General features: G+C 70.0%; 15 protein-coding genes and 1 tRNA gene. 6 read left to right on the forward strand and 10 right to left on the reverse strand.

Going from position 1 to position 22,142, the window contains the following annotated elements; all coding sequences use genetic code 11:
- Positions 1-2: 2 nt before the first annotated feature.
- On the reverse strand, positions 3-1,415 hold the full coding sequence (locus tag OG943_RS31200; protein ID WP_328604496.1) for a hypothetical protein: 1,413 nt from the start codon (positions 1,413-1,415) through the stop codon (positions 3-5).
- A 154-nt stretch (positions 1,416-1,569) separates the two neighbouring features.
- Between OG943_RS31200 and OG943_RS31205 the strand changes: the two genes are divergently transcribed.
- From OG943_RS31205 to OG943_RS31225, 5 genes are all read left to right on the forward strand, one after another.
- A complete protein-coding gene (locus tag OG943_RS31205) occupies positions 1,570-2,229 on the forward strand; it encodes a glycosyltransferase family 2 protein (protein ID WP_328604497.1) in 660 nt (219 codons plus the stop codon).
- Positions 2,226-2,912 carry a TIGR04282 family arsenosugar biosynthesis glycosyltransferase gene (locus OG943_RS31210; RefSeq protein ID WP_328604498.1) on the forward strand — a complete coding sequence of 229 codons (687 nt, stop codon included), beginning with the start codon at positions 2,226-2,228 and terminating at the stop codon, positions 2,910-2,912. The genes OG943_RS31205 and OG943_RS31210 overlap by 4 nt, the downstream gene beginning before the upstream one ends.
- The gene (locus tag OG943_RS31215) at positions 2,909-3,541 is read left to right on the forward strand and encodes a class I SAM-dependent methyltransferase (RefSeq protein ID WP_328604499.1); all 633 of its coding nucleotides are present in this window, start codon (positions 2,909-2,911) and stop codon (positions 3,539-3,541) included. Before OG943_RS31210 ends, OG943_RS31215 begins: the two co-directional genes overlap by 4 nt.
- A 431-nt stretch (positions 3,542-3,972) precedes the next feature.
- A complete protein-coding gene (locus OG943_RS31220; protein WP_328612200.1) occupies positions 3,973-5,079 on the forward strand; it encodes a molybdopterin-dependent oxidoreductase in 1,107 nt (368 codons plus the stop codon).
- A complete protein-coding gene (locus OG943_RS31225; protein WP_328604500.1) occupies positions 5,076-5,555 on the forward strand; it encodes a hypothetical protein in 480 nt (159 codons plus the stop codon). The genes OG943_RS31220 and OG943_RS31225 overlap by 4 nt, the downstream gene beginning before the upstream one ends.
- A gap of 207 nt (positions 5,556-5,762) precedes the next feature.
- On the opposite strand, the gene OG943_RS31230 is transcribed toward OG943_RS31225, so the two are convergent.
- The 7 genes from OG943_RS31230 to OG943_RS31260 form a co-directional block, all read right to left on the reverse strand.
- Positions 5,763-7,307 carry a S1C family serine protease gene (locus tag OG943_RS31230; protein WP_328604501.1) on the reverse strand — a complete coding sequence of 515 codons (1,545 nt, stop codon included), beginning with the start codon at positions 7,305-7,307 and terminating at the stop codon, positions 5,763-5,765.
- 82 nt (positions 7,308-7,389) lie between these two features.
- Complete coding sequence (galT, locus tag OG943_RS31235) at positions 7,390-8,472, reverse strand: galactose-1-phosphate uridylyltransferase (protein WP_328604502.1); 1,083 nt, start codon at positions 8,470-8,472, stop codon at positions 7,390-7,392.
- Positions 8,469-9,269 carry a DeoR/GlpR family DNA-binding transcription regulator gene (locus OG943_RS31240; RefSeq protein ID WP_328604503.1) on the reverse strand — a complete coding sequence of 267 codons (801 nt, stop codon included), beginning with the start codon at positions 9,267-9,269 and terminating at the stop codon, positions 8,469-8,471. The genes galT and OG943_RS31240 overlap by 4 nt, the downstream gene beginning before the upstream one ends.
- 248 nt (positions 9,270-9,517) lie before the next feature.
- On the reverse strand, positions 9,518-10,933 hold the full coding sequence (locus tag OG943_RS31245) for a HAMP domain-containing sensor histidine kinase (RefSeq protein ID WP_328604504.1): 1,416 nt from the start codon (positions 10,931-10,933) through the stop codon (positions 9,518-9,520).
- Positions 10,930-11,622, reverse strand: a complete 693-nt coding sequence (locus OG943_RS31250) for a response regulator transcription factor (protein WP_328604505.1) — start codon at positions 11,620-11,622, stop codon at positions 10,930-10,932. The genes OG943_RS31245 and OG943_RS31250 overlap by 4 nt, the downstream gene beginning before the upstream one ends.
- Positions 11,623-11,684: 62 nt before the next feature.
- The gene (locus OG943_RS31255; RefSeq protein WP_328604506.1) at positions 11,685-12,311 is read right to left on the reverse strand and encodes a trimeric intracellular cation channel family protein; all 627 of its coding nucleotides are present in this window, start codon (positions 12,309-12,311) and stop codon (positions 11,685-11,687) included.
- A complete protein-coding gene (locus OG943_RS31260) occupies positions 12,312-12,965 on the reverse strand; it encodes a response regulator (protein WP_091617461.1) in 654 nt (217 codons plus the stop codon).
- A gap of 238 nt (positions 12,966-13,203) precedes the next feature.
- Between OG943_RS31260 and OG943_RS31265 the strand changes: the two genes are divergently transcribed.
- Positions 13,204-13,279 (forward strand) — tRNA-Arg (locus tag OG943_RS31265).
- Between the two features lie 84 nt (positions 13,280-13,363).
- On the opposite strand, the gene OG943_RS31270 is transcribed toward OG943_RS31265, so the two are convergent.
- Positions 13,364-15,520, reverse strand: coding sequence for a UvrD-helicase domain-containing protein (locus tag OG943_RS31270; RefSeq protein ID WP_328604507.1), 2,157 nt, complete (start codon positions 15,518-15,520; stop codon positions 13,364-13,366).
- Between the two features lie 29 nt (positions 15,521-15,549).
- Positions 15,550-22,047 (reverse strand): DEAD/DEAH box helicase, encoded by a 6,498-nt coding sequence (locus OG943_RS31275; protein ID WP_328604508.1) that lies wholly within the window; start codon positions 22,045-22,047, stop codon positions 15,550-15,552.
- Positions 22,048-22,142: the final 95 nt, after the last annotated feature.

The raw sequence follows: 22,142 nt of genomic DNA on the forward strand, positions 1-22,142 counted from the left end.
CCTCACCAGTTCGTCAGCAGAATGTGGTTCACCGCGAGCGCGGTCACGGCCTGCCCGGCCAGCCACCAGCGGCGACCGCGGACAGGCAGCAGCGCGGTCATCGGCAGCAGCCACACCGCGAACGGTAGCCAGATCCGCTCGGTCTCGGCTTTGGACAGGCCGGAGAGGTCCGCGAACAGGATGGTGAGCAGCGCCGCGAGGCCGATCAGCAGCAGGGGATCGCGCAGCAGGTCACGGCGGGGTTTGGCCAGGGACGCGCTGGTCACGCCACGGCGGGCGGCGGCCATCACGGCGGGCCCGGCGGCGACGGCGACCGCCGCGAGGTCGGCCCACACCCAGTACGAGTACGGCCGGACTATCGCGACGCCCTGGTAGTAGCGCTCGACCACGAGGTGATAGCCCTCGACCCACCAGAAGCCGGCCAGCGCGAAGACGGCGACCACCGCGAGGGCCCCGACGACGGCCAGTGCGGCCGCCCGCCACTGCCGGCCGACGATCGCGACGGCGAGCGCGATCAGGCCCAGCAGCACCAGGCCGTAGGACAGGAAAATGCCGAAGCCGAGCAGCACCCCGGCACCGAGCGCGACCGGCAGCGCGTAGCCGCGGCGGTGCTCGAAACCCTTGGCGGACAAGGCGAGCAGGGCGATCCCGGTGGCCGTGACGCCCGTGAACATCCCGTCGCCGGAGACGCCGATCCACACCGCGCCGGGCGTGAGGACGGCGAACGGCAGCACAGCCCGCGCGGCGTCCGGCCGGCCCAGTAGCGCGACTGTGGCCGGCACCGCGACCGCGGCCAGTGAGCCGATCAGCACGACGGCCGTCGATGCCCACGCCCCGCCGTGCAGCCCGAGGCGATCGAGCCAGACGAACACGAGCGTGGCGCCCGGCGGGTGCCCGGACACGTGGGTGGTCCAGGAGTTCGGCTGGAAGTCGAGGATCCGGGAGGAGAACTCGTGCAGGAACCGCGGGATGTCGGTAATGCCGGGGACCTCGTGCAGGTACTCCTGCGGCGTAGTCAGACGGTCGGTGAAGCCGCGGGCCCAGCCGTCGACCATCGCGAGGGCGAAGATCCAGGCGAGCGAGGCCGCGTACCCGGCGGCGAGGGCGCGCCGCCAGGACAGGCGCGCCGCCACAGTCGAGCCCCAGAGCACGGTGGCGACGGCGATCAGCACGGCGAACACGGAGCCCGGGCCGACGTGGGGCAGCCAGAGGGCGAACAGCGGCGGGGTCGACGCGTAGATCACCACGCCGGAGTTCGGGCGGTTGTAGTACAACCCGACCGCCGAGGCCGCGGCGACGAGCACCACGGCCAGCCCGACCGCGATCAGGTCGGGGCGCAGGCCGCGGCGGGTGCCGGCGGGGGGTTCGGGCGCGGGCGGCTCGGCGAGCCGAGCGGCAGGAGTCGACTCGCTCATCGTTGGCAGGGTAACGCCGCGAGGCCCGGCGCGCGGGGTCTGGCGGCGAGCCGTGAGAACTCGGTAAGAACTCGTCACTCGTTGGGCTAGCGTCAGGAATCCGTAAGCAGCGTAAGGCTTCTGGACCATCCACTCCGGACTTACGGTACGCCGTGTGACCGATCTTCAGGTAGACGTCGTACTCCCCTGTCTCGACGAGGCGGGCGCCCTGCCGGGTGTGCTGGCCGTGTTGCCGTCCGGGTACCGCGCGATAGTGGTCGACAACGGCTCGGGCGACGGCTCGCCCGAAGTGGCCGCCGGGCTCGGTGCGAAGGTCGTCCACGAGCCGCGGCGCGGCTACGGCGCCGCAGTGCACGCCGGCCTCGAAGCAGCCACCGCCGACATCGTCTGCTTCGCCGACGCGGACGGCTCGCTCGATCTGGCCGACCTGCCGCGGCTGGTGGCCGCCGTTCGCGAAGGCGCCGATCTGGCCGTGGGCCGCCGAGTGCCGACGCACCACGGTGTCTGGCCGTGGCACGCGAGAGCGGGGAACGCGGTGCTGTCGCTGTTGTTGCGCGGCCGTGGGCTGCCGGTGCGCGACATCGCGCCGCTGCGTGCCGTGCGACGGCGGGCGCTGCTCGACCTCGACGTCACTGACCGCGCCTTCGGCTACCCGCTCGAGCTGCTGATCAAGGCGCAGCGAGCGGGCTGGCGGGTGCAGGAGTTCGACGTCAGCTACGGCGAACGGGCGAAGGGCACCAAGTCGAAGGTGTCGGGCTCGCTGCGGGGCACGCTGCGCGCGGTCCGCGACTTCGGAAAGGTGCTGGCCCGATGAGCGCCCGGTTCTGTCTGCTGGTGGTGGCGAAGGCGCCGGTCCCGGGCTTCGCGAAGACGCGCCTGTGCCCACCCGCCACGCCGGAGCAGGCCGCGGAGATCGCGGCGGCGGCGCTGCTCGACACGCTTGATGCCGTGTCCGCCACTCGCGGCGCGGTGCCGGTGGTCGCGATGACCGGCGACCTCGGCGCGGCCACTCGCGGCGCGGAGATCGGCCACGCGCTGCGCGGGACGACCGTGATCGCCCAGCGCGGCTGGGATTTCGGCGCCCGGCTCGCCAACGCACACGCCGACACGGCAGCGATGCACGCAGGCCTGCCCGTGCTGCAGATCGGCATGGACACCCCGCAGGTGACGCCGGACCTGCTGGCGGCGGCCATCAAACCGGTGCTGGACGGTACGCATGAGGCCGTGCTGGGCGGGGCCGAGGACGGCGGCTGGTGGGCGCTGGGGCTCCGCGACCCCCGACGCTCCGAGGTGCTCGTGGACGTGCCGATGTCGCAGGACAACACCGGCGAGCTGACCCGCCGCGCGCTGACTTCCACCGGACCGGAGCCGGGAACGCTGGCCGTACTGTCCGATGTGGACACCATGGCCGACGCCGAGCGGGTCGCGGCGGCGCGGCCGGGCAGCCGGTTCGCCCGCGCGGTCGGGGCCGTCGCGGGGCGGGTGGCCGTCCGATGACCGCGCAACTGGCGCCCGGCCGGGAATTCGACCAGGGCCTGCTCGGCCGGCACTGCTGGCTGGAGCTGACGAACGGCGACCGCATCGAGCTGCCCGTCGACCGTTGGACGGACGGCTGCGAGGCGGGCGACGCCGTGCTGCTCGACGCGTGCACCGGTCCGACGCTGGACATCGGCTGCGGCCCGGGCCGGCTCACCACGGCGCTGGCCGACCGCGGGGTCGCGGCGCTGGGTGTGGACAGCTCGCCGACGGCCGTCCGGCTGACGCACCAGCGTGGTGGCGTGGCGTTGCTGCGCAACGTCTTCGACCGGCTGCCCGGCGAGGGCCGTTGGCACCACGCGCTGCTGGCGGACGGCAACATCGGCATCGGCGGTGACCCCGTCGCGTTGCTGCGCCGGATCGGCGCCCTGCTCACCCCCGGCGGCGACGCGCTGGTCGAACTGGACCCGCCCGGCCACGGCCTGCGTCACGACCACGTCCGGCTCCGCCCGAACCCCGCCGGGACCTGGTTCACCTGGGCCTGGGTCGGCGCGGACGCGATCACGGAGGTCGCCGCCCGGGCCGGCTTCCGGGTGACCTGGACGACGAGCCGTGGCCACCGCTGGTTCGCCAGGCTGGAGCGGACGTGAGCAACGAAGACACCCCGCCACTGCCCGCCCCGCACTCGGCGGAGGATGCTCAGTCGCCCCCGGCGGACGTCGCCGCGACCGAGCCGGAGGACGTCGCGCTGGCGCCGGGTAGCCCATTGGAATCGGCTGGCACGCAAGAACCGGAAACCCTGCCGGAACTGGCTGCCACGCCGGAATCAGCCGCCACGGCGGAGTCTGCAGCGGCTGGGCCGGATGCCACGCCGGAACCGGTAGCCCCGGCGAAGCCAGCTGCCGCGCCGGAATCGAGCGCGGCCCCCGCGTCGGTAGCCGTGCTGGCCAGGCCTCGGGCCGGCCACCGGATCGCCGAGATCCGGGCGCGGCTGGACGAGCGGCTCGAGAAGCTGCCAATCCCCGAAGAGAAGCAGTTCAAGGCCGCGGCGCACAACGAGCGCGTGACGGCGCGGATCGGGATGATGCTGGCCGTCACGTTCACCGTCTGCTTCTTCACCGGCCTGCTCAGCCATCTCATCCAACATCCGCCGGAGTGGTTCTTCTGGCCCAGCCGGCCGATCTGGCTGTACCGGGTGACGCAGGGCGCGCACGTGATCTCGGGCATCGCGTCGATCCCGTTGCTGCTGGCGAAATTGTGGAGCGTGTTCCCGAAGCTGTTCGGCCGGCCCGTTGTCCGGTCGCTGCCACACGCGCTGGAGCGGCTCTCGATCCTGGTGCTGTCCGGGTCCGCGTTTTTCGAGCTGAGCACGGGGCTGCTGAACGTCGCGCAGAACTACCCATGGGGCTTCTACTTCCCGCAGGTGCATTACGCGGTGGCGTGGCTGGCGATCGGGTCGATCCTGGTGCACATCGCCGTGAAACTGCCGGTCGTGCGGCGGGCGCTGACCCGGGAAACCCCAATCCACCCGGAACCGACAGCCCACCCAGAACCCACCGCCAGCCCGGGACCCGCCACCAGTCCGGCCCACCCGGACGGCTTATCCCGCCGTGGTTTCCTGCGCACCACCTGGATCGCGACCGGGGTGGCCGTGATCGCGACGGCGGGCGCCACCGTTCCGTTGCTGCGCAACGTCTCCGGCCTCTCCTGGAGGACGGGCAAGGGCACGCAGGGCCTCCCGGTGAACCGCACCGCCGTGGCGGCCGGCGTCACGCAGACGGCGCGGGACCCGTCGTGGCGGCTGTCCTTCGTCACGCCCGCGGGCACGACGAAGTTCTCCCTCGACGAGCTGCGCGCGCTGCCGCAGACGACCGTCGAGCTGCCGATCGCCTGTGTCGAAGGGTGGAGCCAGTCCGCGGTCTGGCGGGGCATCACCATGCCCTCGCTGCTGCGGGCCGTGGGCAGCCGGCCGGGAGTGGACCTGCGGGTGTCCTCACTCGAGAAGGCCGGGATCTACCGGGTCACCACGCTTCCCGGCGAGCACACCGGTGACGAAGACACGCTGCTGGCCCTGGAGCTGAACGGCGAGGTGCTCGACATCGACCACGGGTTCCCGTGCCGGATCATGGCGCCGAGCCGTCCCGGGGTGCTGCAGACCAAGTGGGTCTCGATGCTGGAGGTGCTGTGAAGGCGATCCGGATCCTGCTCGCCCTGTGCGGGCTCGCCGCTCTGGGCTTCGGGGTGTCGCTGTTCCTGGACTACGCGCTGCCGCTGCGGCCGGACGTCATCAAGACGCTCGTCTGGCTCGTCGGGGCACCGGTGGTCCACGACGCCGTGATCGCGCCGGTGGTCGGCGTCGGCGGGCTGCTGCTCAGCCGCGTCGTGCCCGTCGCGTGGAAGGTTCCCGTGATGGCCGGGGCGGTGCTGACGGCCATCCTCACCATCCTCGCCTTCCCGCTGCTCTGGCGGACCTACGGTGCGGCGCCGGAACCCGGCCTGCACGACGGGAACACCTGGCTGGGCCTGCTCGTCACGCTCGCGGTGGTCTGGGCCCTCGTGGTGCTGACCGGCGTCGTCCGCACGGTCCTCGGCAGCGGGAGGAAAACCCGGAGGCCTCCCCGTACCGCCTCCGACTCGGTACGGAAAGGCCTCCGTGGGGCGTGAGGTGCCCACGCACCACCAGCCCCAAACAGGAAATGCTCACAAATCTTCGGGCCCCGGCGAAACCACTGGTCAAGGACTTCGCCGGGGCAGAAAAACGGCCACGCGCGACCGGCATGAGTGCCCGGTCGCGCGTGGCCTACAAGGTCCGGCCCCTGCCCAGGGGGTCGAGCCGTGGCTGGTCTCGGCCGCGCCTTGGCGGCCGAGCGATCAGTTGGACGGCACGGGCTGGCCGCCCAGGGTCACCGGCACCGTCCGGCCGTCGGAGAGGGTGAAGGTCACCTTCTCGTCCGGTGCGCGGGTGCGGATGGCCGCGATGAGCGTGTTGGCGCTGTCGATGGCGCGGTCCTCGATCTTGGTGACCACGTCACCGGACTTGAGGCCGGCCTTCTCGGCGGGGCTGCCCGGGGTGATGTCGCCCAGCTGGGCGCCGCCGTTCTGCGCGTCCTGCACCTTGGCGCCGATGTAGGTCTGGGTCGCGTGGCCGGTCTTGATGATGTCGTCGGCGGTGCGGCGGGCCTGGTCGATCGGGATGGCGAAGCCGATGCCGACGTTGCCGCCCTGCGAGCTGCCGCCCTGGCCGCCCTGCCCGGACTGCGGGCTGTAGATCGCCGAGTTGATGCCGATGACCTGGCCGCTCATGTTCGCCAGCGGGCCGCCGGAGTTGCCCGGGTTGATCGCCGCGTCGGTCTGGACGGCGTCCATCACCGTGGTCTGGTCGGTCTCGTCGCCGCCCGCCTGCACCGGCCGGTGCAGTGAGCTGACGATGCCGGACGTGACGGTGCCGGCCAGCTCGAACGGCGAGCCGATGGCCACCACGGGCTGGCCGACCTTGAGGTCGTCGGAGCGGCCGAGCTCGACCGGGGTGAGCCCGTTGACACCGCTGACCTTCACCACGGCGATGTCCGTGGTCGGGTCGCGGCCCACCACCTGCGCGGTGGCCTTCTTGCCGTCCTGGAACACGGCCTGGATCTGGCCGCCGTTCGCGGCGACCTCGACCACGTGGTTGTTGGTGAGGATGTAGCCGTCGGTGCTGAGGATGAAGCCGGAGCCCTCACCCGAGGCCGTGCGGCCGGAGACCTGCAGCTCGACCACGCTCGGCGACAGCTTCTGCGCCACCGATTCGATCGAGCCGGCCGGCGCGTTTCCGGTCTGCTGGGCCGGTTTCGGCTGGTCGAGCGCGTTCACCGTGGGGCCGGACGAGCCGCCCGTCAGATACCCGACGGTGCCGCCCGCCACGCCGCCGATCACCAGCGCGATCGCGGCGACGCTGGCCAGCAGCTTGCCGGCGCCGGACTTCTTGGGCTGCGCCGGCGCAGCGCTGTAGATCGAGGTGTTCGGCGGCTGCGCGCCCGAAGCCACGTACGGGTTCGTGGGCTGCGCGGTGCCACCGGTGGGCGGGTACGGGTTGTACTGCGCTTGGGTCTGCCCGGTCTGGGGCTGGCCCGGCTGGGCTTGGGTCTGGCCGGTTGGGACCTGAGGCTGGCCCGGCTGGGCCGGCGGACCGCTCTGCGCGCCCTGGGGCGACCACGGGCTCGGCGCGCCGTACACCGCGTCACCGCTGGTGGGCGCGTGGTACGTCGGCTCGGCCGGAGCCTGGTACGGGGTCGGTTCGCCGAAGGAGGCCTGCTCGCCCGAAGCGGGCTGAGCGCCGGGGGACTGGCTCCAGGCCGCCTGGCCCTCGGTGCCCGGCTGGGCACCCGGGTTCTGGCGACCCGCCGCGGAGTCCTGCGCGTGGGGGTCGTTCTCGGTCATGTCCTCACCTAAGCGGGTGGGCCTGAGAGGTTCCTGAGCCGAACCTGTGTTTCGGAGATGAGTCTGCCACCTCCGCGCCCGATCAGCCCGCCGCGCGCAGCCGTTCCGCGATCTGTTCCGGCGTCGCGTCGTTGATCCACACGGCCATGCCCGACTCCGAGCCGGCCAGGTACTTCAGCTTGTCCTTCGAGCGCAGCACGGAGAACAGCTCGAGGTGCAGCCAGCCCAGGTCACGGTCGCGGTGCACCGGCGCCTGGTGCCAGCCCGCGATGTAGGGCAGCGGGCGGTCGTAGAGGGCGTCGCAGCGGCGGAGGACGTCGAGGTACACGCGGGAAAAGTCGTCGCGCTCCTCGGCGGTGAGCGACGGGATGTCCGGCACCTGCCGGTGCGCCACGATCTGGATGTGCACCGGCCAGCGCGCGGCGGGCGGCACGAACGCGGTCCAGTGCTCGCCGGAGGCGATCACGCGGGCGCCCGACTTCTGCTCCGCCGCCAGCACGTCGCCCATCACCGGGCGGCCGTGCTCCTGCGCGTACGCGCGCGCGACGTCCAGCATCCGCTCGGTCTTCGGCGTGACGAACGGGTAGCCGTAGATCTGGCCGTGCGGGTGGGAGAGCGTCACGCCGATCTCCTCGCCGCGGTTCTCGAACGGGAAGACCTGCTCGACGCCCGGCGTCTCGGCCAGCGCCGCGGTGCGGTCGGCCCACGCGTCGACGACCAGGCGCACCTGCTCGGGGCTCAGCTTGGAGAACGCGCCGTCGTGGTTGCTGGTGAAGCAGACGACCTCGCAGCGGCCGCGGCCGGGCGCGGTCGGCACCAGGCCCAGACCATCCACACTGGACGGATCGCCGGAGACGTTCTGGGAGAACGAGGGGAAGCGGTTCTCGAAGACGACCACGTCGTAGTCGGCCTCGGGGACCTCGCTCGGCTTGCCGGGCCGCGTCGGGCACAGCGGGCAGAGGTCGGCGGGCGGCTTGTACGTGCGGGTCTGCCGGTGCGCCGCCATCGCGACCCACTCGCGGGTCAGCGGGTCGAGGCGGATCTCCGACGCGGCGGCCACCGGCGGGAGGTCCCGGGTGTCCTCGGCGACGCGCTCGGGCGTGCCGGGCCGGTCGAAGTAGATGATCTCCCTGCCGTCGGCCAGGTGCCGCAAAGTGCGCTTCACGCTTCTTCAGCCTCGAGATTCTCCGCCGTCTCGGCGATCATGACTTCTCCTGCGCTTTCGGCGAGGATCTCCCTCGCGGAGTCGGAAAGGCCGTCGTCGGTGACCACCACGTGCGCCTCGTCGAGGTCGGCGATGGTCGAGATGCCGACGGTGCCCCACTTCGTGTGGTCGGCGAGCACCACGAGCTTGCGGCCCGCTTCGACGAGCGCGCGGTCGGTCTCGCTCTCGGTGAGGTTCGGCGTGGTGAAGCCCGCGCCCTCGGCCATGCCGTGCACGCCGAGGAAGACCAGGTCGAGGTGCAGCGAGCGCAGGCTGTGCACGGCGACGGGGCCGACGAGCGCGTCCGACGGCGTCCGCACACCGCCGGTGAGCACCACGGTGCGCTCGGGCTGGGTCGACGCGCGCAGCACGTCGGCGACCTGGATCGAGTTCGTGACGATGGTGAGGCCCGGGATGGCGTCGAGCGCGCGGGCGAGCGTCCACGTGGTGGTGCCGGCGGAGATGCCGATCGCGGTGCCGGGCTTGACCAGGCCGGCGGCGACCGCGGCGATGGCCTCCTTCTGCGCGCGCTGGCGCACGGACTTCGCCTCGAAACCGGGCTCGTCGGTGCTCTTGCCGACCACGGAGGTCGCGCCGCCGTAGACCTTCTCGACGAGTCCCCGGCCGGCGAGCACGTCGAGGTCGCGGCGCACCGTCATGTCGGACACGCCCAGCCTCGTCACGAGGTCACTGACCCGGACCGCGCCGGTCCGGCGTGCCTCTTCGAGGATCACCGCCTGTCGCTGCCGCGCAAGCACCGCCACTCCCCAAACCAAAGCGCCAATGTAAAGCGCCAACCGAAACCATCAACTACACAAAATCCTACACGATTCAACATGCCCTGCACGGGGAGCGCCACTCGCACGGCGTCCCCCGTGCGGGCGAGGTGCGCGGGCTCCCGACGGGCCCAGGGCGCGAGCAGCCCGATACATAGGACGCCGCCCGGAGCCGATGGTTCCGGGCGGCGTCCGCGGCAGTTCTCCCCAAGCGGGGCGCGGTGCTGGACTCAGCCGGGCGCGCCCGGGAGCCGGATGGTGAGCAGGGCCCCGCCTTCCGGGGCGCGCATCGCGTAAACCGTGCCGCCGTGGCGTTCGGCGGCGTGTTTGACGATCGCCAGCCCCAGGCCGGAGCCGGGCAGCGTGCGGGCCTCCGACGAGCGGTAGAACCGGTCGAACACCTTGGGCAGGTCCTCGTCGGCGATGCCAGGGCCGGCGTCGGCGACCTCGACCACCGCCGTGCCGTCGCCCAGCGCACGCAGCGAAACCCGCACGAGCGAGCCCGGCGGCGAGAACTTGACGGCGTTGTCCAGCAGGTTGAGCACCGCGCGTTCCAGCCCGCTGTTATCGCCGGTGAGCACCCACGGCTCCAGCCGCACGTCGAACTCGATCTCGCCGGCGCGGCGGCGGGCGCGATCCAGCGCACGCTCGACGACCTCGACCAGCTCGACGCGTTCGGTGTGCTCGCGCGGCTCGTCCTGCCGGGCCAGCTCCACGAGGTCGCCGATGAGCTGCGTGAGCTCGTCGATCTGCCCGCGGATGTCGGCCTCGATGTCGGTGCGGTCCTCCTCCGGCAGCGTGCGCGCGCCCGGCCGGCTGGCCGAGAGCAGCAGTTCCAGGTTGGTGCGCAAGGAAGTCAGCGGGGTGCGCAGCTCGTGCCCGGCGTCGGCGACGAGCTGGCGCTGCCGTTCCTGCGAGTCGGCGACCGTGCCGAGCATCGTGTTGAAGCTCTGCGTGAGCCGGGCCAGCTCGTCGTCGCCGCTGACCGGGATGGGACGCAGGTCGCCGGTGGCGGCGACGCGCTCGGTGGCCGACGTCAGCCGGTCCACCGGCCGCAGACCGGCGCGCGCGACGGCTGTGCCCGCGCCCGCGGCCACCACGATCCCGGCGCCGCCCACGAGGAACAGCACCACGGCCAGCTCGTTCAGCGTCCGCTTGGTCGGCTCCATGGACTGCGCGAGCACCATGGCCTCGCCGTGCCCGGACGGGAGCGCGACCACCCGCGTGTCCGTCGCGACGTCCGTGCGCAGCGACTGCGGCGACTGCCCCGCGGCCACGGCCAGCTCGGGCGACCCGTACGGCGGCGGCGAGCCGGCCTGCGGGTACGTCAGCTCGTTCGTCAACGCGTTCAGCTGGCCGATCTGCAGGTCCGCGCTCGCCAGGAAAGCGCCGGGGACCTGCTTCAGCTGCGCCTGCACCGGCGGTGAGTCGACCGCAGCCTGCGCGCGGGCCAGCAGGTTGTCGTCGAGCTGCTGGTAGAGGTTGCTGGAGACGATCATGTACGCGCCGAGCGAGACCAGCGCGACGGCGCCGGCCACGCAGGCCGCGGCCAGCAGCGTCACCCGGCCGCGCAGCGAGAACCGGCGGGTGCTCCAGCGGTCGCCGCGCGGGTCGCTGACGTCGACCACCGGAACGGCGCCGGTCACGGCGGGGTCTCGCGCAGGACGTACCCCACTCCCCGCACCGTGTGGATCAGCCTCGGCTCCCCGTCCGCCTCCGTCTTGCGGCGCAAGTAACCGACGTAGACCTCCAGCGCGTTGCCCGACGTCGGGAAGTCGTAACCCCATACTTCCTCCAGAATCCTTCCCCGCGTCAGCACGTGCTTGGGGTACGAGAGAAACAGTTCGAGCAGCGCGAACTCGGTCCGGGTGAGGCTGATCTCGCGGCCGCCGCGGCGGACCTCGCGGGTGCCCGGGTCCAGCGTCAGGTCGGCGAACGACAGCACCTCCGACGTCTCGCCCGGCTCGTTGTCCGGAACGGCGCGGCGCAGCAGCGCTCGCAGCCGGGCCAGCAACTCCTCCAGTGCGAACGGCTTGGGCAGGTAGTCGTCGGCGCCGGCGTCGAGGCCGGAGACCCGGTCGGAGACGGTGTCGCGGGCGGTCAGCACGAGGATCGGCAGGTCGTCGCCGGTGCTGCGCAGGCGGCGCGCCACCTCGAGCCCGTCGAGGCGCGGCATCATCACGTCGAGCACCATCGCGTCCGGCCGGTTCGCGATGATCGCTTCCAGGGCCTGCGCACCGTCACTGGCGAGTTCTACCTGGTAGCCGTTGAACTCCAGGGATCGCCTGAGCGATTCACGGACGGCGCGGTCGTCGTCCACCACAAGGATGCGCATGGCGTCAGTCTTACGCAGCGTGCTGAGACTCGCCTAAGAACACACTCAGAACACACAAAGGATTAGTCACGTTCCGGTTCCGGACCGGGCGGCCGGGCCACCGGCGCGTTCCAGTGCCGCCACAGCGCGAGCATGCGGACGGCGACCACGGCGGCGGCCGCCACGATCGTGACGGGCCCGGCCGGCAGTCGCAGAGCGTGGCCGATGCCGACCAGCACCGCTCCGGCCAGCGCGGCGACCGCGTAGATCTCCTTGCGCAGGACCAGCGGGATCTCGCGCAGCAGCAGGTCACGCACGGCGCCGCCGCCGATGCCGTTGGTCATGCCGATCAGGCACGCGGCGTACACGGTGGCGCCGGAGTTGAGCGCGATCGTCGTTCCGCTGGTGGCGACGACGCCCAGCCCCAGCGCGTCGGCGAGCAGCACGGCGCGCCGCAGCCGCGCGACCTGCGGGTGGAACGCGAACACGACCAGCGCCGTGGCCGCGCACACGGCGAGGTACGGCCAGTTGCGCAGCGTGGTCGGCGGGTGGATGCCCAGCAGCACGTCGCGGATGACGCCGCCGCCGAGGGCCGTGGTGAGGCCGACGACGACCACGCCGAACACGTCGAGCCGCGCCCGCACCGCGGCGAGCGCTCCCGACGCCGCGAACGCCACGAGCCCCAGGAACTCGAGCGCGGTGAGCGCCATCTACTGGTCGAGCAGCCCGCCGCGGTAGGCCAGGAGCGCGGCCTGCACGCGGTTGGCGGCGCCGATCTTGGAGAGCACGGCGGAGACGTATCCCTTGACCGTGGCCTCCGAGAGGTGCAGCCGCCCGCCGATCTCCGCGTTGGACAGCCCCTGCCCGATCAGCGCGACGACCTCCCGCTCGCGTTCCGAAAGGGAGGCGAGCAGCTTGCGCGCCGGCTGGGCGGCGCGCTGCTCGTCGCGGTGGGTCTGCACCATCCGCGCGGCCACCCCGGGATCGAGGACGGCACCGCCTTTGGCCAGGTCACGCACGGCGCGCAGCAACGCGGCGGGGTCGATGTCCTTCAGCAGGAAGCCGTTGGCGCCGAGCCGCAGCGCGAGGCTGACGTACTCGTCGATGTCGAAGGTGGTCAGCATCGCGACGGTGGGCGGGTCGGGCAGCGCGAGGATGGCCCGCAGCGCCCGGATGCCGTCGTCGGGGGCCCGCATCTTGATGTCCAGCAGAGCCACGTCCGGGTGATACCGACGGGCGACCTCCACCGCGGATCTGCCGTCGCTCGCCTCACCCACGATCTCGATGTCCGCAGCTCCGGACATCATGGCGCGCAGCCCCGAACGAACCAGTTCCTCGTCGTCGGCGAACATGAGCTTGATCAACGAAGCCCTCCGGCAGCCGGTGGTGGAGGCGGCTCCCCGCATCCCGTTAAGGAAGATTACCTACTGTTGTTCAGGGATTCGAAACCAGACACGACCAGGTGATGGGGCTGGTCCGCATGGGCGCCCGTGTGGCCAGGTCCAGCCCGCCGAGGGTCACCCACATGGGCGACTACTTGGGTCGCGTGCCCTCCTGCCCCACGCCGGCGCCGCACCCGGTAGTCTTCGGGTGGCTACACATGCCCTCGTAGCTCAGGGGATAGAGCACCGCTCTCCTAAAGCGGGTGTCGCAAGTTCGAATCTTGCCGGGGGCACCAGGTCAGGATCGCCTTGACGACGACTGGCGGCGGCTTCCAGCCAGTTCGTGACCCCATTGCTGACCCGAAGCCGCCGTGCCGGAACTACTGCCGTGGCAACGCGGCCAGGAAGCGGCTTGGTGTGCCGTACCAGAAAATCGCCAGCTGATCACGGGCACGAGTGGCTGCAACGAACAGTAGCGAACGATCCCGCTGGAGCTGACGCCGGAACCGGGTCGGATCCTCGGCACGCATCCGGTCAATGCTCGATCGCGGGATCAGCCCCTCGGAGGCTCCCGCGATGATGATCCGTTGGAACTCGAGGCCCTTGAATCGATGCATCGTGCCGATCGAGACCCCGTCGGTTCCCTTCGGACCGTCCGGAGTCAGCTCGATCGTCGGCTGCCCTGCCTCCGCCAGCATTTTCGATATCCGAGTAACGAGATCCCTGGTCGGCACGCACACCGCCAGTCCTTCTGTCCCGCCGGCTGCGGACCACTCGGCCACTTGTTCGACCACCGCATCGAGCTCATCGGCCAAGGTCGCGAATCCCTGAAACGACGGGTTGGGGCCCCTGAGCACCGACCGGTATCCTTCGAGCCCATCGATGCCACCGTCGAGGTCGTCGTAACTCTGACCATCCATGATCGTCATCGCTGAGGCGAGAATCTGCCGGCTGGTTCGATAGTTCAGCGTCAGCTTGGAGGACCGGCCGCGGATGTTGACGCCGAGGCTGCCGAGGCTCACAACGCTGTCGTAGATTCGCTGATGGGTGTCCCCGGCACAGAAGATGTCATTCCGGTCGTCCGCAACCATCGCCCGCAGCATCTTCCAGTGCGCACCATGGAGGTCCTGCGCTTCGTCGACCACGACATGGCGGTAACGGAAGCTACTGCCGCCGCCGGGACTGTCACCTGCACGGGTCCGGGCCGCCCGTTCGGCTTCCAGACGCGCCGCGTACGCCGCGATCGCATTGTGGGTCGTCCAGTTCCGGTCGTCGAGCCGTTTTTCGAACTGCTCGGCAAGCTGCCAGACGTTCTTGCGGTCAGTTCGGGTGAGCCTGCGTCCTCGACCGGCCCGCCTGGCCTGCGCGTACTCGCCGAAGGAATTCAACGCCTGCCCAAGGATTACCTGCGACCATTCCTCGGCCAGGAAGTCGGCATCCCACGCCGTAGTACCTGTCTCGAATACCAAGGACTGCCATTCGGCGACAGCTTGCTGGTCGGTGATGATGTCCTGCCTGGCGAACGCGTCCGAGGAATCGACGACCCGCCGTGCCAGCTTACTGATGTTGACCACATCGACGCGTCGCTCGATTTCGGGCCCGCCCAGGTCGACCAGCTTGGCCCGCAGGTCGGCGGCCAGATTCCGGGTGAACGTGGTGAGCAGGATGGGCCGGTCGTCACCCGGTGGGAGCTGAGCGGCCAAGTGAGCTACCCGGTGCAATGCGACAACGGTCTTCCCAGTGCCGGGGCCGCCGGTGACCCGCGCCGGACCGCTGTAGTCCCGCGTCACCAGCTTCCGCTGGGTGGGATGCAAGAAGATCTTCCAGTGCGGGAAGTCCCCCTGCAAAGCGGTCTCGATGGCCTTGTCGTCAGTCGTCACCTGAGTGGCCGGCCGATCGAGTGCGGCGGCGAAGTCGTCAAGGTCGACTGCGTCGGTGACCGCCAGCGAGGCCACCACGTGCTGCCGGACGTCGTCAATCGACATTCCGTCGTACAACGCGAGCAGGATTTCACCGGTCAGGCGCGGCGCGTACTCGACCAACCCGAGCAGTTCCTCCTCGGTGGTCAGCTTGGCCACGATGGGCACGAGTGCCTCGGCGACGCCGAGTTCGACCAGCTCATCCCGAATGTGACCAGCGAACAGCGGACGTTCCGCGGTCAGCTGGGGAACCTTTGCCCGCTGGGCACCAATGCTGCTCTCGACCGCGACTATGTCCACGAACTCGATACCACCGGTGACCGGGTTGACGCTGTAGGCGAACTCGCTGGCAAGCCGTTCCAGCGTCTCCAGGTCGTCGTAGGACTCACTGCGGTGTGCCACCGTCAGCAGCAGCCATTCGCTGTCCCGGACGTGGCTGAGAATCGCCCGATAGTCCTTGGTGACCCTGGCCGAGAACAACGGCGATCCGGAAAGCCTCTTGAGCCGCAGACCGTGCCCGGTCGGATCACGCCGGAACTTCTTGAGGAAATCGTAGATCGCGCCCTTGGCGGACCGATCCATGTCCTTCTCGATCGCCTTGTCGGCCTTGTCCAGCATCCTCAAAGTTACCGTGACCGGCTGACCATTCATGATCGCACTCCCGAACCCTCGCTGCCACCGTCCACATCAGATCTTCCAAGCAGGTCGATCAGTCCTTCCGACGACCAGTCCCGCGCGAGTCTGGCGTCCCATCCAGCCTCGGCATACGCCGCATCCCGCCGGCGCGCCTCATCTTCACTGACGGCAGCGACGAGCACCGCGACTTTCCGGCCCGGCCAGGCGAGTTCCGCGATCCACCCGGCCGAGCCGAGTTCGTAACCCACCTCCGGACCAGGCAAGTCGTTCTCGGCGAGCAGCCTGGCCAGGTCGTGCAGCTCGGCGTCAGCCGGATCGAGGTCGGCCAGCACGCCTCGCCACCAGATGTCGATGTGGGGATCGTATTCGGCTTTCGGGACGGGATCCTCGTCTCGCAGGGCGGCGTAGGCACCCGTCCCGTCACTGATCGCCAGCGCGTCGGGGCACGCCAGTGCCACGTCGCCTGCCGCCAGCTGGATCCCGTCCCCGCGGCCTGCGTTGAGGAACTGGAGGAGGTCTCCCCAGCGCAGCCAAGTCTTCCACCGGGCCTTGTGCTCGACGGCCCCGACACTGCGCGTGTCGTCGGCCAATACGGCGAATCCGCTGAACACCGCGGCCGGTCCCCTCCGGTCGACTGCGAGGACAAGACGTCCACCGTAGGAGTCCGCGTGCCGAACGATCGTGATGCCACCGTCCGCCGGCGGGGGCATTGGCTTTCCGGCCAGAGCGGCGGTTATCCGTTCGTCGGCTCCGGCCGAGTTCGTCGTGACGATCTCACGTCCCGAGGGCTCATGAGCGAGCAGGCCCGCCAGGGCCGCTTCGGCCAGCTGCCGCCAGCCGTGGGGATCGGGCTCGGAAAGGAAGGCCAGCAAGGACCACATCGGGTTGGCCCACACCCATTCATCCAGTTCGGTGCCACGGCCTCCGGCCCGCTGATAGTGGCTCCTGGCCGTCTGCTGCGCGGTCGCGAGGTAGGGCTGCCATCGCTGTTGATCGTCACGACCCCAGCTCGCGACGTCGTCCCAGGTCAGCTGGAACACGAACATACCGTCGGAGCGTAACCGCATCCGCTTCTCGGCATCGGTCGCGATCAGATTGTGTTCGGCGCTCGCGTGCCAGCGAAATCCATCGAGGTATACCGCGACCTTCATGGGCGCATCGTCGAGTCGGGTGAACATGACATCGGGAACCTGATCGCGCAAGTTCTTGTGCAGCTCGACCTGCCAGTGCATGACCTTTGTGCTCGCAGGTGTGGCGATACGCAGATCGAGCAGCTCCTTCCCGTCGACCGAGACCCGACTTGAGATCGTGCCGGGGCTCGTCGGCTTGGCGCACCAAGAGGTCAGCACATCGAGGAACTGGGCTTCCAGTTCACTCTCCACCTGATCCACGAGCGGGACCTCGGCGACGGTCGGTATCTCATCGGTGCGGAAACCGCCCTCGCCGAGGAGTTCGCCGATCATGTCGAGCGCTTCCCTGGCATCGACGAACGGGTGGTCTTCGTCGGGCACCCGGCTCAGCAGGCACCGATGACACGCGCGCTTTCCCTCGTCCCGGCACGGACACGACTCGATGATCTCACGCGCGGAGCGAAGAACACCGGCGAACGCGTCCGCCTTGGACAGCCGGTGGAGATACCCGGTGCCGCCCGGAAGCCGGTCGTACAGCACGAGGAAACGGCGGCGTTCGCCGGTTTCCTGATCCGGCATCGAGGCCGGCGTGATGCGCAGATGCTCAGGCTCACCACGGTAGTGCGCGGCGATTCCGGCGAGCAGCGCCGCGGTGAACGACGCTCGCCGTTCGTCCACCCCGGTCGTCACGGCCGGCAAAAGGATCCGGATGGCTTCGGTGGTCAGATCGTGCACGAGCACGACTCGTTCGTCACCGCCGGACTCCGGCGCGCGCCGACGCGGGCACCACGGGCGGTGCGGGTTGTTCGCGATGGAGGTCCCGCCGTTCTGCCCCGTGCGCATCTGCACCGGTGCACCGGGATCGTCAGCGCTCGCGTAGCCGCATTTGTCGCACACGCCGAACCCGGTGACCCTGACCTGTTCGCCCGCGACAGTCCCCGACGGGAGCACGTCGAAGCGCTTACGGCCCAGGTTGAACCGCCGGATGCTCGCTTTACGCGCGTAGTCGACGCCGAACGCCATGCCCGGGCGCCGCCATGACCCCGCAGCGATGTCCTTGGGCTCGATGTCGACCGTCGTCGCGACCTCGTAGTACATCCGGTCGCGGTCGTCGGCGTCGTCGCTGACCCGGACGTTGTCACGGCGGTCTCGGGCAGTGACCCGACGCGGTGCGAGAACCTTCTGCAGGCAGCCCGCGTCCGCGATGGCGGGGCTCTGGCACCGATCGCACGCCGATGTGTCCTCGCGAGCGCCCAGTGTGCGCACGTACCCGCAGTCCGGGCACAGCCGCCAGGACTGCCACTGCTCGCGCCCCGGCGCGCCCAGGTCCAAGCCGGTGATGTGGTGTTTGTACCCGTTGACGTAGAACGTGTTTCCCGGCGCCAGCTCGGTCAGCGCCAGATGGCTGGGACGTGCGTACTCGCGAACGTCGGCGGCGTGCCGCACCTGGCCGTTCGCCTCGGTCTCCTGCCAGTACAGCGTGCCTTCCAGCTCGACCGGATCGTCGACGAGCGCGTAGTTGGGCAACATGCCCAGCTCGACCAGGATCTCCTGGGCACCCTTGCGCCGCTGGAGTGCGGTGATCCGCCGGACGATCTCCCGGCGCTCATGTTCCAGCTCGCCCGCGAGCTGGGCGTGCTCGGAGTCGCCTTTGGTCAGCCCCTCGCGAGCGACTTCGATGGCAGCCCGCCTGGCCTGCAGATCGTCGAGCTTGGCCTGGAACACGGCGGCGACCTCGGCGGCCCGCACCCGGATGCCGCTGACGGCGAATTCCCGCAGGGCAGCGTGTGCCGGTCCGGCGGCATCGTCGCCGGGTTCGGGCGGGAACAGCGCGAGGAAGGATTCGACGAGTTCACGGCCGTGCGCGAGGGCCGAGGCGGTGAAATCGCTCAGCCAGCCGGACTCGCCGAACAACAGGGACGCCTGGCCGGGCAAGGGCAGCACCCTCGGCAGCGATCCTCGCGCGGCCAGATCCACCAGGTGCGCGACGTACTGCCGCTTCAGGATCTCGACCGCCGACAGGTAGCACCCCGGCGGAGCGATGCGACCCGCGATCATCTCCAGTGGGTCGGCGAGGTAATAGAGCTCGCGCGGCCTGCGGCCGACGAACGAAAGCATCAGGGCGTTGCCGGTGGCGCGCCCGGCGCGCCCGACTCGTTGCACGTAGTTGGCCGGCCTGCTGGGAACCGAGGCGAGCAGGACAGTCGACAGGTCACCGATGTCGATACCGAGTTCGAGGGTCGGAGTCGCGGAGAGCACGTTGGGGTCGGTGTGCTTCAGCCGGTCCCGGAAGCCCTTCTCGACGCGCTCGCGCTGCTGACGTTTGAGCACACCGGTGTGCTCGGCGGCCACCACCTGATACGGCTCCGCGCTGCGGTACAGCTGGCGGTAGTAATCGAAGCGGAAGTCCCGACCTGCTCCGGCTCGGGCCGGCGGATGCAAGACGCCGGTACACCTGAACCGCGGACAGGGCTTGCCAGTCCAGACGTGCTCGTAGCCAGGGAACAGCGGCTGATGCCGTCCACAGGCGTCACACACCACGCTCGACTGTTCGAGCTCATCGTCACCCAGTAGCCGGATCCGGACGTGGCCGGGCAGAAACCCGTAGACCGCGCTGTCGCCCTGCGCGGAGTGCCGAGCCAGCACCCCGACATCGGCCAGCGCCGGCAGCAGGTGCGTGAGATAGGTCCCGGCCTGCGCCTTCGGCAGCCCAAGGCAACGCGATGCCCAGCCGGCGAACCAGCCTCCTGCCGCGCCTGCGTCGTCGAACAGGCTGCCCTTCTTCCGGCCGCCCAATAGGAAAACGGGAGCCGAGACGCCCTTGGGGAAGGCGGGCATCCCCACCGGACGGCCACCCCAGATCAGCCACCGGCGCATGCCTGCTTGATCGACGTACGGCTCCAGCCAGTGGTGCTTGATCGCGCCCGAAGTCCGCATCCGCTGGGTCATGCCGTACAAGAAGGTCAGGTAGTCGTCGAGGCCGGGCAGCGCGCCGCCGATCGTCAGGTCACCGCCGAGCTGCTGGTGAACGTCGCGGGCGACGGCCGTGGCCTGGCCGGGGTCCTCGATCTCGACGTGGATCGCCGCCGTGCGAGTCAGTTCGATCGTGCGGCCCTGGCGAGAACGCACTCCGAACTCACAAATCGCGGCGAACGCGAGCCGCTCGGCCACCAGATTCCACGTCTGCCGATTCGCCACGCCACCGGACAGCAGCTCGAAAACTCCGGGCATTTCACGCACGTCGGGGGGAACCACAGCGGCTCGGGTGGTCGAATCGGTCGCGGCCGCGACAACATCGGCGATTAGGTCGTTGAGGGCGACGGCCCTCCCCTCGATCAGCTTACTGGTCAGCAGCACGCGAAGGGAGAACGTGTAAGCCCGGTCGGCCACGAACCCGGCCCGGTGCGCCGCGTCCTGCACCGAGTCCGAGAAGATCAGGGCCTTGCGTTCGCGCAGCTCCAGTTCGTTCGAGGTGAACAGGTCCGTGACCGCGACCGAGACCAGCGAGGCAAGGCCGGAACCGAGGAACCGGATCCCGTTGTCCAGTCCGCATCCCGGGCACCAGTCCCGGCCCGCGGCGTCGTCGGCCGCCTTGTCGTTGCGCAGGTCGCCGAGCACGAAAACACCGTCGACGGCGCCCGGGCCGACGTCGGACTGGCTGAGCGGGCGAACTCCCGATCCGCCGGATTCGAGCACCAGCAGCGGGATGTCCGCACCGGCCACCCGCTGCTCGGCCTCCGCGGCTGACGCGTGAATGAGCGCGCGGCGGCGGCGGCGGTCGTCGGTGAAGGCAGCGCGGTAAATCCGGTCCGGCTCGGTGATCAGCTCGGTCGGGTTGCTCTCGGGCGAGAGTGCCATCCACCCGGACCGTCCACAATGGCGGCAGTACACAGCGGGCAAGTAGGCGCTCGGTAGCTCGACTCGCACGGTTTGGACGTCGTCTCCGACCGAGGCATCGACGATGGTGTGGCCACCGGGGTCGTGCTGGTTCGTTTCGCCGAACCAGTGGAACCCGGGGCCGGCGGTGATCCGCCGCATCAGCCGGCTGACCGACCGGACCCAAAGGTGCGCTTCGACATGCAGCAACGGCCGGTCCGCCCCGCGCGGATCGCGTGCGTGCGACAACAGGCCGATGAAACGCGAAAGTGCTGCTGCCGCGGCTTTCGGGTGCGTACGGGTCTCGGTGCCCCATGCGTAGGGACCATGCTTCGGCAGCCCGGCCAGTACGGTGTCCACAGTGGCCGGTCCTTCGGCAAGCACCTGCAAGACAGCGTAGGTGAGAATGTGCTGCTTGAGTTTGCGGCCCAGCACTGCCGGGTCGGTGATCTCCTCGCCGAGGACAATTTCCGTGATCTTGCCGATCGCATCCGGATCGCGCGCGGGGTCGGGCGCACCCGCCAGCTCACGCGGGCTCGGCACGGGAAGCGTCACGTCGATGTCGTCCATGAACTCGTCGACAGCGAGCCGGTCCTCACCCACGATGCTCGACTCGGCGAAAGGCGTTCCGAAGACCCGGCCGGCGACGTCGAGCAGTTCGGCTCGGGTCTCGGCATCAGCGCCGTCACCGCCGACAGTGGCCGACGTCGCCACCGGGCAGATGTCGCCGAGCGGAGCGTCCGGCCTGCTGGCGCCGGTCGCGGAAGCGAGCCTGCGCAACAACATCGCGACATCGGTTCCCTGAGCACCGTCGTAGGTATGGAACTCGTCGAGAACGACGTACTTGAGGTCGGCATCGTCCCACAGCCGCAGGTCGTCGATCCGTTGCAACAGCAGGTCGAGCATCTTGTAGTTGGTAATCAGGATGTCCGGCCGGGCACGGCGGATCTGAGTGCGGGAAGTGAACACCCGGGGAAACTCGGTTTCCGCAGTGTCACCGATGTAGAGACCCGCGGTTACCTCGGACAGCGCCGGATCCTGCAACCGCTTGTTGATGCGGTCGGCTTGGTCGCCGGCAAGGGCGTTCATCGGGTAGAGCAGGATCGCCTTGACGCCGTTCCCCGCACCGTTGCGGCGAGCGCGGGCGCAGTGGTCGAGAATCGGGAGGAGGAACGATTCGGTCTTTCCCGATCCGGTACCGGTGGTGACCAGTGTCGGCTCGGCTGGTCCGTGCAATGTGGACAGTCGCTCGAAGGCGCGAGCCTGGTGCTGGTGAGGACGGAAGCCCGCCGGCGCCCAGTCCAGCTGCCGGCGCCAGTCGAGGTCGGTCGGCCGGAACGGCGTGCGGATCCGCAAGTACGGTCCACGGAAGATGCCTTCGGCCGGGTCGTTGAAGAACTGCTCCAGCGCGTCACGAGTAGCGTCGTCGTCGAGGGCGAAGGTCGTCGTCAGGTACTGGGTGATGTTGCGCCGAAGCTCGTCCGCCGCCAGCGTCGGCTTCATGACTGTCCCCCGGCGTCCGAGAGCCGCTTGCTGAACACGGCGTGCGCCGCCGCCATTTCGGCGGGCCTGTCTGCCTTGTAGAACGGCTCCACGTA

It is taken from the genome of Amycolatopsis sp. NBC_00345 (genome assembly GCF_036116635.1).
In the GTDB taxonomy this organism is placed as follows: Bacteria; Actinomycetota; Actinomycetes; order Mycobacteriales; family Pseudonocardiaceae; genus Amycolatopsis.